The organism is Solibacillus cecembensis (genome assembly GCF_050272495.1).
Taxonomy (GTDB): domain Bacteria; phylum Bacillota; class Bacilli; order Bacillales_A; family Planococcaceae; genus Solibacillus; species Solibacillus cecembensis.
Window position 1 is genome coordinate 100,609 of sequence record NZ_JBNNMF010000011.1, and the last position, 14,883, is coordinate 115,491.

General features: G+C 36.5%; 15 protein-coding genes and 1 riboswitch. Of the genes, 10 read left to right on the forward strand and 5 right to left on the reverse strand.

The window, feature by feature from the left end:
* Window positions 1-77 precede the first annotated feature (77 nt).
* Together ACQKIH_RS11545 and ACQKIH_RS11550 are read left to right on the forward strand one after the other, a co-directional pair.
* Complete coding sequence (locus ACQKIH_RS11545) at window positions 78-1,241, forward strand: exonuclease SbcCD subunit D (RefSeq protein ID WP_427766111.1); 1,164 nt, start codon at window positions 78-80, stop codon at window positions 1,239-1,241.
* A complete protein-coding gene (locus tag ACQKIH_RS11550) occupies window positions 1,242-4,298 on the forward strand; it encodes an AAA family ATPase (protein ID WP_427766114.1) in 3,057 nt (1,018 codons plus the stop codon).
* A gap of 69 nt (window positions 4,299-4,367) precedes the next feature.
* Here ACQKIH_RS11550 and ACQKIH_RS11555 read toward each other — a convergent pair whose 3' ends face one another.
* Together ACQKIH_RS11555 and ACQKIH_RS11560 are read right to left on the reverse strand one after the other, a co-directional pair.
* Complete coding sequence (locus ACQKIH_RS11555; protein WP_427766116.1) at window positions 4,368-4,484, reverse strand: hypothetical protein; 117 nt, start codon at window positions 4,482-4,484, stop codon at window positions 4,368-4,370.
* Between the two features lie 62 nt (window positions 4,485-4,546).
* Window positions 4,547-4,873, reverse strand: a complete 327-nt coding sequence (locus tag ACQKIH_RS11560; protein ID WP_427766118.1) for a magnetosome magnetite crystal formation protein family — start codon at window positions 4,871-4,873, stop codon at window positions 4,547-4,549.
* Between the two features lie 101 nt (window positions 4,874-4,974).
* A riboswitch (TPP riboswitch) is annotated at window positions 4,975-5,082 on the forward strand.
* Window positions 5,083-5,167: 85 nt separating this feature from the next.
* Here ACQKIH_RS11560 and thiT point away from each other — a divergent pair.
* From thiT to ACQKIH_RS11590, 6 genes are all read left to right on the forward strand, one after another.
* Window positions 5,168-5,779 (forward strand): energy-coupled thiamine transporter ThiT, encoded by a 612-nt coding sequence (thiT, locus tag ACQKIH_RS11565; protein ID WP_057984635.1) that lies wholly within the window; start codon window positions 5,168-5,170, stop codon window positions 5,777-5,779.
* Between the two features lie 388 nt (window positions 5,780-6,167).
* Window positions 6,168-6,920: a type I methionyl aminopeptidase gene (gene map / locus ACQKIH_RS11570; protein WP_057984633.1), complete on the forward strand. Its 753-nt coding sequence runs from the start codon at window positions 6,168-6,170 to the stop codon at window positions 6,918-6,920.
* A 345-nt stretch (window positions 6,921-7,265) separates the two neighbouring features.
* Window positions 7,266-8,096, forward strand: a complete 831-nt coding sequence (locus ACQKIH_RS11575; RefSeq protein ID WP_427766121.1) for a polyphosphate kinase 2 family protein — start codon at window positions 7,266-7,268, stop codon at window positions 8,094-8,096.
* 93 nt (window positions 8,097-8,189) lie between these two features.
* Window positions 8,190-8,744, forward strand: a complete 555-nt coding sequence (locus ACQKIH_RS11580) for a GNAT family N-acetyltransferase (protein WP_057984899.1) — start codon at window positions 8,190-8,192, stop codon at window positions 8,742-8,744.
* Window positions 8,745-8,836: 92 nt separating this feature from the next.
* Window positions 8,837-9,745 (forward strand): ABC transporter ATP-binding protein, encoded by a 909-nt coding sequence (locus ACQKIH_RS11585; RefSeq protein ID WP_427766178.1) that lies wholly within the window; start codon window positions 8,837-8,839, stop codon window positions 9,743-9,745.
* Complete coding sequence (locus ACQKIH_RS11590) at window positions 9,729-10,661, forward strand: ABC transporter permease (RefSeq protein WP_427766123.1); 933 nt, start codon at window positions 9,729-9,731, stop codon at window positions 10,659-10,661. Before ACQKIH_RS11585 ends, ACQKIH_RS11590 begins: the two co-directional genes overlap by 17 nt.
* Before the next feature lie 85 nt (window positions 10,662-10,746).
* Here the strand turns inward: ACQKIH_RS11590 and ACQKIH_RS11595 are convergent, their stop codons facing one another.
* The 3 genes from ACQKIH_RS11595 to ACQKIH_RS11605 form a co-directional block, all read right to left on the reverse strand.
* Window positions 10,747-11,319, reverse strand: a complete 573-nt coding sequence (locus ACQKIH_RS11595) for a beta-class carbonic anhydrase (RefSeq protein ID WP_057984623.1) — start codon at window positions 11,317-11,319, stop codon at window positions 10,747-10,749.
* 160 nt (window positions 11,320-11,479) lie between these two features.
* Complete coding sequence (locus ACQKIH_RS11600; protein WP_057984621.1) at window positions 11,480-11,677, reverse strand: hypothetical protein; 198 nt, start codon at window positions 11,675-11,677, stop codon at window positions 11,480-11,482.
* A gap of 144 nt (window positions 11,678-11,821) precedes the next feature.
* Window positions 11,822-13,057 (reverse strand): aminopeptidase, encoded by a 1,236-nt coding sequence (locus ACQKIH_RS11605; RefSeq protein WP_427766126.1) that lies wholly within the window; start codon window positions 13,055-13,057, stop codon window positions 11,822-11,824.
* Between the two features lie 198 nt (window positions 13,058-13,255).
* Here ACQKIH_RS11605 and motA point away from each other — a divergent pair, with 198 nt between their 5' ends.
* Both motA and motB read left to right on the forward strand, forming a co-directional pair.
* Window positions 13,256-14,056 (forward strand): flagellar motor stator protein MotA, encoded by an 801-nt coding sequence (motA, locus tag ACQKIH_RS11610; RefSeq protein WP_057984617.1) that lies wholly within the window; start codon window positions 13,256-13,258, stop codon window positions 14,054-14,056.
* Window positions 14,040-14,804: a flagellar motor protein MotB gene (motB, locus tag ACQKIH_RS11615; protein WP_057984616.1), complete on the forward strand. Its 765-nt coding sequence runs from the start codon at window positions 14,040-14,042 to the stop codon at window positions 14,802-14,804. Before motA ends, motB begins: the two co-directional genes overlap by 17 nt.
* The last annotated feature ends 79 nt before the right edge of the window (window positions 14,805-14,883 follow it).

Genomic DNA, 14,883 nt, shown 5'->3' on the forward strand with positions numbered 1-14,883 from the left:
TCCATTATTATTGTGCGAGTTGTGTGTTGCCAATAACGTCGTGTACACTATGGATAACGAAGTGAGGGGGTAATTTCATGAAAATTTTTCACACAGCAGATTGGCATTTAGGAAAGCTTGTGCAAGGTGTATCAATGGTTGCAGATCAACAGCATATTTTGCAGCAATTTATTGAAGAAATTCGAACAGAAAAACCGGATGTCATCATTATTGCAGGGGATTTATATGACCGTTCTGTTCCCCCAACGGATGCTATTCAATTGTTAAATACGACATTGCAACAAATTTTAATTGAAGAAAAAACACCGATTATCGCGATTGCTGGAAATCATGATAGCGCGACACGTTTGAACTTTGGTAGCGAGTTGATGAAGGCAAGTGGACTACATATTAGTGGCAATTTAGATAAAGTAATAGAGCCAGTCGTCTTACAGGATGCTTATGGGGATGTTCATTTTTATTTAGTACCTTTTGCAGAGCCGTCTACAGTAAGGGCTATTTTTGAGGATGAAACGATTACAACGCATGAAGCAGCAATGGCTAAAATTATTGAGCAAATCAAACTTACACTAGATCCTACGAAGCGCAATATTATCGTTGCCCACGCTTTTATTACGAAGGATGGTTTACCAGAAGCAAACACGAGCGATTCAGAACGTAAGCTAACAATCGGTGGGACGGAGTGTATTAACTCGGCATTATTTGAGCCGTTTTGTTATACCGCTTTAGGTCACTTACATCAGGCACATTTCGTTGCGAATGAAACGATTCAATATGCCGGCTCCCCGCTTAAATATTCCGAATCAGAAGTGAATCATAAAAAAGGCTTTACGATTGTCGACTTACAGGAAAATGGCGAAGTAATTTTGCAACGCCGCCCATTAACAGCGATTCGTGAAATGAAAATCGTGACAGGTATGTTAGAAGCTATTTTGCAGCATCCCCGTAGTGAGGATTATGTTTTCGTAAAATTATTAGACGAAAGCTATGTAAAAGGGGCAACTGAGCTTGTTCGTACTGTGTATCCGAACGCCCTTCATATAGAAAGAACAGCTGTTTATCGCCAAATGGAACAGCAAACATCAACAATGAGCCGTGTTGAAATGGACGACTCAGAGCTGTTTGAATTATTTTATAACGAAATGACTGGGAAGCCGTTAAGTGATGAGGCGAAGGAAATTTATACAGAAGTGTTGCAGCAAATACTCGATGGTGAACGAGAATCACAGGAGGTTCAATAAATGAAGCCGCTAAAGCTGTCTATGAGTGCATTTGGACCATATAAAGAAAAGGAAGTCATTGATTTTACAAAGCTTCATGAGCATGGCATCTTTGTCGTTTCTGGTTCTACGGGTGCAGGGAAAACGACGATATTTGATGCGATTACGTTTGCCCTTTACGATGCAGGGAGCGGTGAGGATCGCGAGAAATCATTATTTTTAAGAAGTGATTTTGCAGAACAGACGATGGATACAGAAGTTGAACTTATTTTTGAAGTGAGAAGTCGAATTTATCGAATTTGGCGTAAATTTGGACATGACGGAGCAAGTGCAAAAAGGGTGTTCTATGACATTACCGATGGAAAAGAAGTACCAGCTGTTGAGAAATTCCAAGTGAAGCTTGTTCAATCAAAGATAGAGGAACTCATCGGATTAACGCAATCACAGTTTAATCAAATTGTCATGTTGCCACAAGGGGAGTTTCAAAAGCTATTAACTTCTGAATCGAAGCACAAGGAAGAGATTTTTCGCAAAATTTTTAAAACAGAGCGATTTACAAAAATGGTCGAGCTGCTAAAAGATAAAAAGAAGCTTGCAGAAAACATGTACGACCAGGCAAAAATGCAACAGGACCAGACTATTTACGAAATAAAAAATAGACTGCCAGAGCGTGAATCCGAGCTTTTTGCAATGATTAACGGTGATGCCATCAATATGTATCAAGTTGAAAGTGCATTAGCAGTGGAAGAGCAACATTATGTATCATTATCAGCTGAATTAAATAGTCGTTATGAGGCATTGAAAAATGATTTAAAACAACAAAATGAACTATATGGCGAGCAGAAAATTTTAAATGACCGCATTGAAAAATTTAAGCAACGCCAAATACAACTAGCACAATTGAAGCAGCAAGAAGCGCATTTTGAAGAGCAGGCTAAGCAAATTGAGTTGGCAGTAAAAGCGAGTCAAATTATGCCTTTAGAACGTGATTATGAGCGAGCAAAAACGCAATTGACCACGGCAAAGGAATTATTGATGCGCGCAACAACTGACCAAACGAATGCAGGGGAGCTATTATTACATGCCTCCAAAAGCTATGAAGCGCAACAACAGCAGCAGCCCCTACTTGCAACGTACGCAAAAACAATTTCACAATTGGAGCAGCTTTTACCGATTTATCGTTCGATAGATGAAATTAAATTGGCTGTCAGCAATCTGGAAGGGGACAAGCGAAAAGTAGAAAAGCTATTTAATGAATTAACGGCTGAACAGCAAATTTTACTAGAAAGAAAAACGCATCAACAAGTGCTCATTAAACAGTTAGAAGACGATATTGTTCCTTATCAGAAAACATTTGAGGAGCATGTTCAGTACGTACAGAAAATACACAATATAAAGGAAGTAATTCAATTAACGAATAGCGTACAAACTTTGCAAGATGACGTTTCACAAAAACAACAAGTGGCTAATACTGCACAGCAGCGAGTAAAGCAAGTAGAGCAGCAAATTCGCCATAACCAAGCTGCATTTATTGCGTCTGCATTAATTGCTGGAGAGGCTTGCCCGGTTTGTGGTAGTGTTGATCATCCAGTTGTGCATAATCAACAAACAGCCACGGTGGAAGAGCATGTTGCAGATGAATTGCGAAAAAATGCTGACATTGCGATGCAACAATATTATGAAGTAAAATCAAAGCTTGATATGGAGTTAGGGAATTTACAATTAAAGCAAACACATCTTGATGAGCAACAAGTTACGACTGATGCGCTATTGCAATATGAGCAAACGACTAGCGAGTTAGCACAAGCATTGCAAAAGATGAAACAGCAGCAGGCACAATTAGTAACAGAAAAGCAAATGAATGAAGAGTTAATGACAAAGTTAGATGCACTGCAAACACGCATAGAAAAAGGACGTACTTATGTAACGAATGTAAATACGCAATTAGCGCAGGAGCAAGGCAAGTTAGAGCAAAGTGAAAAGTCGATGCTTCCACAATTTACAACGGTGCAACAAGTGGACGCGGCATTGCAGGAAGAGCAATTGAAGTATGAATCGTTAAAAGGGGAAATCGACCGAGCTACGCAACATTTGCAGCAAGCACAATTAAATGAAAAAACGTGTGCGGTTAATTTTGAACATGCCAAACAGCGAGAAATGGACCAGTTGCAAGAGGAATCAAAAGCGAAATCAGATTATTTATTAGCGCTTGAAAATGCTAATTTTATAGATGAGGCAAGCTATAAAAAATCGATTTTAGTACTTGAAGTCCAGCAACAAATGCGTCAAGAAATTGAACAGTTCCGACAAAAGATGCATACAATTGCCGTACAAATTGCGGAGGACTCTGCTCAATTAGCAGGAAAAGAATCGGTCAATTTAACGGCATGGGAGCAGCAAATGAATGAGTTGAATGACCAGTTTGAGAAGCTATATGCCGATTTTAAACAGGCTGAATCTTATGTAGAGCAATGCCGATCAACGAAAATTCGATTGCAAAAAGTAGCAACAGAAATTGAGCAATTTAAAGGGAAGTTAATTCAAGTTGAGCAAATTTATGATGTCATACGTGGTCAAAATGAAGCAAAAATTTCATTTGAACGCTTTGCACAAATTGGCTATTTAGAAAAAGTGACACATGCGGCAAACGAGCGCTTACGTATTTTATCGAACGGTCAATATTTCCTGAAGTCTACAGGACGTAAAGAAGGAAATGCACAAAGTGGGTTAAGCATTGATGTGTTTGATAGTAATACAGGGCAAACGCGCGATGTGAAAACACTTTCAGGTGGGGAAAAGTTCAATGCTTCACTTGCTCTTGCGTTAGGAATGGCTGATGTCATTCAAAGTGTGCAAGGCAGTGTCCATATTGATACGATGTTTATTGATGAAGGCTTCGGTACATTAGATGAGGAATCGCTGAGAAAAGCGATTGATATTTTAATCGATTTGCAACAAACTGGGCGTTTAATTGGTGTCATTTCACATGTTGCAGAATTAAAAGCAGCAATGCCAGCCATATTACAAGTACAAAAGCTAAAAGAAGGCCATAGCCGTACGGAAATTATTATAAAATAAAAACATAAAAAAAACATTTTGATTGCGTGCAAAATGGTTTTTAATGCATATATAAATTGTATCCAGCAATTATTTTAACATTTTGGCATGCTTTGATTTTAATCGATTATCAATTAATTTTTTGACGATTGGATAAACGATTGGCGCATATTTGATTGCAGTTTTTATTACATTCTTTAGCTTCATACTAGAACACTCCTTTAACTTCTATCAATGCTTGTAAAATTAGTATACCCTTTTTCAAAACATTAACGCATTACTTTAATGGCTTGTACTAAATTCCAAATGGAGATGGTAAAAGAAAGAAGTAAGTATAAAATAAAGATAATAATCGGGACTAAAATGCTGCTATCATTAAAAGAAAAAGCATTTGATACGAAAAGTGATGATGAAACGAAGAATGCTAAAAATAAAATACCTAAAACGAACGGGACTAAATGTGAAATAAATGCACGTTTGGCATGAAAGCGAACAGCAGTATCCTTACTCACTATAAATATAAGTAGTGGGACAATGAATGGTGCAAAGAAGATGCTTAAATAGCCAATTGCACTCAAGCCTTTTGAATTATCCAAAATGGTCAACTCCTTTGCTTTTATATATGGGACAATAAATTAGGATATTGATAATATTACTACAATTGGATATAATTGAATAGTTAGAACAATTAAAAAGATGTAACCACAAGGGGTGCCAAATTTGTTGGCTGAGATTGTGCACGAAATGTACTGACTCTTTGAACCTGTAAGTTAATGCTTGCGTAGGGATGTGGATAGAAACCGACTAATAAACGATAGTCAGGCTCTGTCCTGATATCGTTTTTTTTCTATTCCTTCTCATTTTACATCGGAAAATGGAGGAGATTTGTTATGGACAAAAAGAAATTATTAATGATGGTGGAAATTGCAATCTTTGCTGCCATCGGGCTAGTACTAGACCAATATGCATTTAAGTTATGGGCACAAGGTGGATCCATCAGCTTTGTTATGCTACCTATCGTATTAATGGCAATTCGTTGGGGCTTAGCAGCGGGATTAGCAACAGGATTAATAATTGGGGTTTTACAAATGGTATTCGGTGCCTATATTTTACACTGGGTGCAGGCGCTTCTTGATTACGGCATTGCCTTTACAGCGGTTGGAGTAGCTGCTGTTGTACGTAAACCATTACTTGAAGCAACAAAAGCATTAAACAAAGCGAAAATGACGACTTATATTGTCATTGGAATTTTCATCGGTGGATTGTTACGATTCAGTGCCCACTTATTAGCAGGTGTTGTATTCTTTAAGGAATATGCTGGTGATGAAAATGTCTGGAAATATTCAATCCTTTATAATGCTTCGTACATGCTACCGGCGACGATTATAACAGCTGGTATAGCAGTATTATTATTCACATCTGCACCAAGATTATTAAAAACATTTAACTCGCTTCAGAACATGTCCTCTACTTCTAAAAGTGGAAGTTCAACGTCTGGCTGATGGGATAACGACAGCGAGACAACATCATGTCAGCTGAGACGCAATTGATAAATTAAATAATTAAGAATAGAGGAGTGTCTCGAATATGGGACACTCCTTTTATTAGAATCCATAATAGAAAGCTTCCAATAGCAGAAGGAATTCTTTAGTTCAGCTTTTTTAGTAATGAAATATAGCGACTCCGCAAGTTGTGGGATTTGAATACTTACAACTTTTTTAACTTGATTCAGCCGGGGCCAACACCGGCTAAATCAAGTTAAATCCCCCAGCGGATGGCACAGTTTTTTTTGAGCAAGCTCGAAAAAAAATCTGGACTTAATTATGCCATGGCGTAATTGATGTGTGATATAGTGTAGGGTAGATATTGATATGAGGAAGGAAGTTTAACATGATTGTTACAACTAAAGAAGAAATCCAAGCGTTTAAAAAGATTGGTCGCATTTGCGCGGAAATTCGTGAGGCAATGAAGCTTGCGACAGTTCCAGGTGTTACTACGAAGGAATTGGATGAGATTGCGGGTCGCATGTTTGCGGAAGCAGGAGCCATTTCAGGACCAAAAGGAGAATATGATTTCCCAGGATACACTTGTATTAGTGTCAATCATGAGGTAGCACATGGTATTCCAGGTTCAAAGCAAATCCAAGAAGGTGACATCGTGAATATTGATGTTTCAGGATCTTTAGACGGCTATTTTGCAGATACGGGGATTTCTTTCGTAGTTGGTGAAGGCTATGAGGATAAAGAAAAGTTATGTGCAGTAGCAAAATCAGCGCTTGAACGTGCGTTTACAAAAGTAAAAGCTGGTTCAAAATTAAACCAAATTGGTAAAGCGGTAGAGCGTGAAGCACGTGATCACGGTTTAACTGTTATTATGAATTTAACAGGTCACGGCTTAGGTAAATCTTTACATGAAGCACCGGATCATATTTTAAATTATTACGACGCATGGGATACGACAATTATGAAAGAGGGAATGGTACTTGCAGTAGAGCCATTCATCTCGGCAAAAGCTGAGCATATTGTAGAGTCAGGTGACGGCTGGACATTCGTAACACCAGATAAATCATTAGTTGCCCAAATTGAGCATTCAATTATTGTAACAAAAGATAAACCAATTATTTTAACAATGTTAGAAGATTAATAAAAATCGTAACGGCAATTTTAGCTGTTACGATTTTTTTGCAATTTATTATTTTATAGAAATTTCTAATCGGGAATTGCACATTGAAAATGCTAATAATTGAAAAGCTAAAAGCATAAATTGGTAAGAAGAATAATTATAAAAAATTTAAGGAATTAGAAGGTGAAAAAAGACCGATAATCAATGTATAGCAATTTTTTCCGATTTTCATTTATATAAAAAAAGCATAAGCATCCCCTTTTCATCAAAAAAATATGTGCAAAAAAGCACAAACGAACAAAAAATACCAAATTCAGATTATTTCAAGTAAACTAATAGTAGTTGAACTAGGGGAGGATGAAATGGATGAAGCAGTTAAAGAATTTAGATTTGTCATTAGAATTAGATAAAAAAATGTACAAGAAAAAGTTAAAAGTTCTACAATATGAAATGTTAAATGCCCAACAATTTTTATTTAATAATAAAATTGGATTAATTTTAGCATTTGAAGGGATGGACGCGGCTGGTAAGGGGGGCGCGATTAAACGTTTAACAGAGCGTATTGATCCGCGTGGTTTAGTTGTACACCCAATTTCAGCGCCACAGCCACATGAACATCGTTACCATTATATGCACCGATTTTGGCGTAAATTGCCACAACACGGTCAAATCGCAATTTTTGATCGCTCTTGGTATGGCCGCGTACTCGTGGAACGTATTGAAAATTTTGCGACAGAGCATGAATGGAAAAGCGCTTATGAAGAAATAAATAGTTTTGAAGCACAATTAACAGATGGTGATTATATCGTGATGAAATTCTGGATTCACATTGATTCAGAAGAGCAGTTAAAGCGCTTTAATGACCGTGCAGAAGACCCGTATAAATCATGGAAGTTAACGGATGAAGATTGGCGGAACCGCGATAAATTCGATTTATATGGGGAAGCAGCAGATGAGATGTTTGCAAAAACGGATACAGAAAACGCACCATGGCATTTAATTTCTGGAAATGATAAATTACATGCGCGTGTTCAAGTATTAAAAGAAATCATTGCGCATATTGAAAAAGAGGCTACGCGCCGCGGTTTGCAAATGACAAATGTATTTGAAACACGAGCAGCGGAGGAAGAAGCTGCGGCAACGATTGAATTACCAGTAAATGCAAAGGAACAAAAGAAAAATAAAAATAGGAAATAAGTTAAAAAGTAATAACGCTCTTTATATTGGTAAATATGTAGGTGAATTGTGATGAAAAGTTTACTCAATTTATTTCAAAAGAAAGGTGATCCAATGGTTCGACTTGTTGGACAGCAGTGTTTATTGCGTACCTTTATTGAATCCGATGCAAAGGCACTTGCTAAATTGCTTTCAGATAATAAATTTTTTTGGTCAATCTATGAGCCACTACATCGAGACGAATATTATACAGAGGTCACACAGTATAATAAAATTTTAGAAAGTATCCAACTTTTGCAAGCGAATAGAGAATTTTCATTCGGCATATATGATTTACAATCACAGCAGCTCATCGGTCATATTTCGCTGTATGCGATTAAACGGCTACCTTATTCAAGTGGTTTTATCGGCTATTCGATGGATAAAGCTTTTATAGGCAGGGGCATTGCGACAGAGGCATTGAATATTGTGTTAAGATTTGCTTTTCAAACGATTAATTTACATCGCGTGGAGGCATATGTTTCTCCACAAAACGTAGCATCTGTTCGTGTATTAGAGAAAGCTGGCTTTGAACAGGAAGGGCTGCTAAGGGAATTACTATTTATTAATGGAAAATGGGAAGACCATTATATGTATGCATTGCTCCAACAAGATTTCAAAAAAAAGTAAAAAAATGCAACCTTTCTTAATCTGGAACGTAGATTAAGAAGGGTTGTTTTATTTTCCTGAAAATTACTATTTATTAGAAGGGGTGGCTTTATATAGTGAAACCAATCGTGCAAGTGAAAAATTTATCAAAAACGATTAACAATAAGCGCATTATTAAAGACTTGAGTATTGATTTCTTCCCAGGGCAAATTACAGGCTTTTTGGGACCAAATGGCGCGGGGAAAACGACGACAATTCGTATGATGACGGGACTCATGCATCCAACTGCAGGGGAAGTTATTATTGATGGCAAGTCATTGGCTAAAAATTATGAGGCTGCAATAACTCAGGTTGGGGTAATTGTCGAAAATCCAGAAATGTATAAATTTATGAGCGGCTATAAAAACTTACAACATTTTGCGCGCATGCATGAAGGTGTGACAAAAGGGCGTATCGATGAAGTCATTCGTCAAGTAGGGCTAGAAAAAAGAATTCATGAAAAAGTAGGCACATATTCGTTAGGGATGCGTCAACGTTTAGGACTAGCACAGGCACTTCTGCATCGACCAAAATTTTTAATTTTAGATGAACCGACAAATGGTTTGGACCCAGCAGGTATTCGTGAATTTCGAATGCATTTACGCCATATCGCCCAAACAGAAGGTGTTTCAATTGTTGTTTCTAGTCACCTATTATCTGAAATAGAGTTGATGTGTGATCGTGTGGCCATTATTCAAAACGGGGAATTAATCGATATTAAAGAAATTAATGCATCCGAATCAAGCATTTATTATATCGAGGCAGAGCCAAAAGAAAAATTAATGCAATTGCTTGACGGCTATACAATATCAGCTTATGACAAGGGTTATAATGTAGAAATCCCTAAGCAACAAATCCCTGCATTATTGAAAAAACTTGCTAGTGAAGTTGAGATTTATGCAGTTCAACCGAATAATAAAACATTAGAGGACCAATTCCTTGAAATGACAGGTGGAGGTGCAATCGATGAAATTAGTCGTTAATGAATGGATTAAATTATGGTCGAAAAAAAGCACATGGGTCATGCTTATATTGATGTTACTTTTAGTCATTGTTCCAGCAGGAGTTATGAAATATTATGATGAATCATCCAGTGAAAATTGGCAGCTAACTTCACAACAAGTGATTCAAGACTTTGAGAAGATAATTGAAGAAGACGATTTGGACGAGTCGACAGGTAGCTATTATTATGAAAGGATTATGATGGAGAAATATCGTCTTGAACATAATATCGCACCAAACGGAACAACAATGGATAAATTTATGGGAAATATGTTAGAAGTTGCATCAATGGTTATTACGATTTTTATCGTTACTGTGGCAGCAGGAATTGTTTCAAGTGAGTATTCGACAGGTACAATTAAAATGCTGTTAACAAGACCCGTTGCAAGGTGGAAAATTTTATTATCAAAATTAGTGACAACCATTATTTTCGGATTAACACTTTATTTATCGGCAATTATATTGTCTGCCATACTCGGTGCTTCATTATGGGGAACAGCGATGTCAACGCCGTTAGAAGTCATTGAAGGACAAGTAGTACAAATGGATGTATGGTCAAGCTATTTTGAGACGTTCTTATTATCATTTGGTAGCTTCTTCATGTCTATTTTCTTTGCCTTTTTAATTGGTACTATTTTTAGATCAAGCTCACTCGCTATTGGATTGACATTATTTATTTCATTCATGAGCAATATGGTTGTTTTATTACTAAGCCGTTATGAATTTATTAAGTATGTATGGATTACGCATGTGAACTTAAATCAGTATGGAACTGGCTATACACCGATGATACCAGGTACAACATTAACATTAGGTCTTACAGTTAATTTTGTTTATGCCATTATTTTCTTAGTCATTACATTTATTGTATTTAATAAACGAGATGTGACTGCGTAAGGAAAAGTATTTTTGATGTACGAAAGATAAAACCCCATCATTTTAACAGAAATGCAAAAATGGTGGGGTTATTTTGATTAAGTGGTTATTTTATAGAAAAGGCATTGCCATCTGAAACTAAATCGAGCTTACCTGTACCTGGATCAATAACTAATCCGTGAATTGGAACCCCAGCTGGCATTAATGGGTGCCTTCTTACTATATCGACACTTTTTAATACGCTTGTCGTAACATCACCAAAGCCTCGTAACCACTGTTCTAAATCTACACCAGAGTAATTAATAAGATCAATAATTTCTTGTTTAATTCCACGTTCACGCATATGCTCTAGCATTGCATTCGGGTCAACTGAACTCATCCCGCAGTCATAATGTCCAATTATATAAACTTCATCAGCTTGTAATTCATAAACTGCGACAAGTAAACTACGCATAATTCCACCGAATGGATGATTGACGATTGCACCCGCACTTTTGACGATTTTTACATCACCATTCCGTAAATTCATAGCTTTTGGTAATAATTCAACTAAACGAGTATCCATACATGATAAAACGACAATTTTTTTATCTGGATATTTTGTAGTAATAAACGGTTCGTATTGTTTTTCTGTGACAAATTTTTCATTGAAATTTAAAATATCACCTAATGAAGACATATGTTGTAAACCCCTTTCGTTACAGTTATTATTTTATATTTTTATTTAGATAATTCAAATAATAAATGCGTTAACTAAAGTAAACACTTTAAAAATAGGAGAAACTTGTGTGGAAAATGAGCATAAAAAAACAACCGCTAGAAGAAGCGGTTGCGAAAAATTAATGATGGTGACCATCTTTTGATTTTTCATTTGGAGCAAAAGCGCCTGCCTTTGTATCTACTAATACAGAATCATGTGAGTGTAATCCCATGCGTAAATATTGGATGAATAATACTACACAGACAAGAATTACAACTGAGAATCCAAGTACTATTGTATAGTAATCAGATAAAAATGGATGATGGTGATCAAACATTGTAGAAAACTCCTCTCTATTCAATAATTTAAGAATGATTACACCCAATTATAACCTAATCAATTAGAACATTGTAGGGGAATTTGTGTAATTTTTATAGAATAGAATGAAAGTTTGACAACATCTTGAAATTTTCAGAACAATTTAGAAGGCCCAGTTGCCATTTCGGAATACCGGTTCTAGTTTGCCATCTTCAGTAATCCCATCAATGTTCATTTGGGCAGAGCCGATCATAAAGTCTACATGTGTAATACTTTGATTCAGCCCGTTTTCTAATAATTCCTCACGTGACATTGTTTTACCGCCTTCTAAACAAAAGGCATAAGCACTTCCAATGGCTAAGTGATTCGACGCATTTTCATCAAATAATGTATTGTAAAATAAAATATTTGAATGAGAAATAGGTGATTGGAATGGAACGAGTGCTACTTCCCCTAAATAATGAGAACCTTCATCTGTTGCGACAAGGTTTTTTAATACTTCTTCACCTTGTTCTGCCTCTACATTCACTATACGTCCATTTTCAAATGTCAGTTTAAAGTTATCGATAATATTGCCACCATAACTCAATGGTTTTGTACTTGAAACATAGCCGTTGACACCATCTTTATGAGGCGTTGTAAATACTTCCTCTGTCGGAATATTGGCCATGAATTCCTCGCCTTTTTCATTGACACTGCCTGCACCACACCATAAATGTCCTTTTGGAAGGGCAATTGTTAAATCTGTCCCCGGAGCAGTGTAATGTAATTTTGCATAGTTTTTATCATTTAAATAATCTACTTTTTCATGAAGTGTATCATTGTGTTTTGCCCAAGCATCGATTGGATTTTCTAAGTCGGCACGTGTTGCTTTAAAAATAGCATCCCAAAGTGCATCAACTTGTTGATCTTCAGCTAATTCAGGGAAAACTTTTGCCGCCCATTGTTTGGAAGGGGCTGCAATAACAGTCCAGCTAATTTTATCAGATTGTACATATTGGCGATATTTACTTAAAGCGGTACCTGACGCCTTTTGGAATGTGGCAATACGTTTTGAATCGACACCAGCTAGTAAATCAGGGCTCTGTGAAACGATATGCATAAATGCTGCCCCTTGCTCAGCTAACCATTCACGCTCTTGTATTTTCCATGGAGGGAAGAAGTCAAATGAATCCTCAGGAGCTAATTCGTAACGAAGACGAGCAACTTGATCATCCGTATAATCGACAAAAACTTGTTTCGCACCAATTTCATAGGCCAATTTTGTAACAATTTGTACAAAAGCTGCAGAATCAATAGAAGCTGCAATATATAAATATTGATTTGGTTGAATATTAACTCCTATTTTTACTGCTAATCTAGCATAATTTGTTAAATTTTTCTTAAAATCTAAGTCCATTTGAATCATTCCTCCGATTTATTCCCTATAAATTTTGGTAACCTTGATACATTGTAATCAAAAATGGCAAAATACGATGAAAAATGTATAATTGCATCGAAAAAAACAATAATTGCCTATATACTAGTGTATAGGAAGTTAATAAAAAGTTAAATAGACCGAAGTAATAAATAGACAAAGTAATTGGAGGAACTACATATGGATATTTCATCACTTGTTGGAGTAATTATCGCATTTTTTGCACTGCTACTAGGGATGTTCCTGAAGGGTGTTACACCTGACGCATTGTTAAACCCAGCTGCAATCTTAATTATCATTTTTGGTACAATTGCTGCAGTAACAATTGCATTCCCAATGAAGGAATTAAAGCGAGTACCAAAGCTTTTTAAGATTTTATTTAAAGAAACAAAATTGGCGAGCGATATTGAATTGATTAAAATGTTCTCCCAATGGGCGGATTTAGCTCGCCGTGAAGGTCTATTAGCTTTAGAGAGTAAAGCATCAGAAGTAGAAGATCCCTTCTTAAAAAATGGTTTAACATTAGCGATTGATGGTCAAAACGCGGACTATATTCGTGATGTGTTAACAGAAGAAGTAGAGGCAATGGAAGATCGTCATACTAGTGGTGCTCTCATTTTCACGCAGGCCGGTACATATGCTCCTACATTAGGGGTACTTGGTGCAGTAGTAGGACTTATTGCTGCGTTAAAAGATATGACTGACATTGATAAGTTAGGTGTTGCGATTTCAGCAGCCTTCGTAGCAACATTATTAGGTATTTTTACTGGTTATGTATTATGGCATCCATTTGCAAATAAGCTAAAGCGTAAATCTGCAGTGGAAGTAAAGCAAAAATACATGATGGTTGAAGGGATTTTATCTGTTTTAGAAGGTGAAGCACCTCGTGTAATTGAACAAAAACTAGCTTCATATTTACCAATGGAAGAGCGTAAGCAAATTACGGAAAGCGGGGCGGGTGGCCTTGGCAAAGAGGCATAAAAAACAGAAAAAACATGAAGAACATGTTGACGAATCATGGCTAGTACCGTATGCCGATATTTTGACATTACTTCTAGCCCTATTTATTGTATTATTTGCTTCAAGTACAGTCGATGAAAAGAAATTAGAACAAATGTCTGCTGTTTTTAATGACGTGTTCACTAGTGGTACTAGTGTTTTAGATTACCCGGCAGTTATTCAAGCACCAGATAGCGTGTCACCGGATGTTCAATCGGGTGCAACGAAATATTTGGAAGATCAAAAAGCTTTACAAGAAGTTCAGGAGCGCATGGATGAATTTATTGCCGTGAATGAGCTTGAGAAGTTATTTGAAACAAAAATGACGGATGAAGGATTACTAATAACAATCCGTGATAGTATTCTTTTTGATATGGGTAAAGCAGAAGTAAAAAGCGAATATATGGCACTTGCGACTGACTTATCACAAATTATTATGTTTGATCCACCACGTAACGTCGTTGTAACAGGGCACACAGATAATGTACCAATTCAAACAAATGAATTTGCATCGAACTGGGAATTATCAGTAATGCGTGCAGTAAACTTTATGAAAATATTAGTAAGTGGCAATGAAGAGCTGGATGCAAATTATTTCAGTGTAAAAGGCCATGGTGAATTTAAACCAATCGCTACAAATGATACAGAAGATGGTCGTGCAAAAAACCGTCGAGTAGAGGTGCTTGTTCAACCTCGTGTTAATGAAGAAGGACAAGCAATTATAGAGTAAAGTTAAGGAAGTGCTATTTTGATTAATTCAAAATAGCACTTTTTTTGTGGTTATAATGCTAGTAATTAGGGGAAACAAT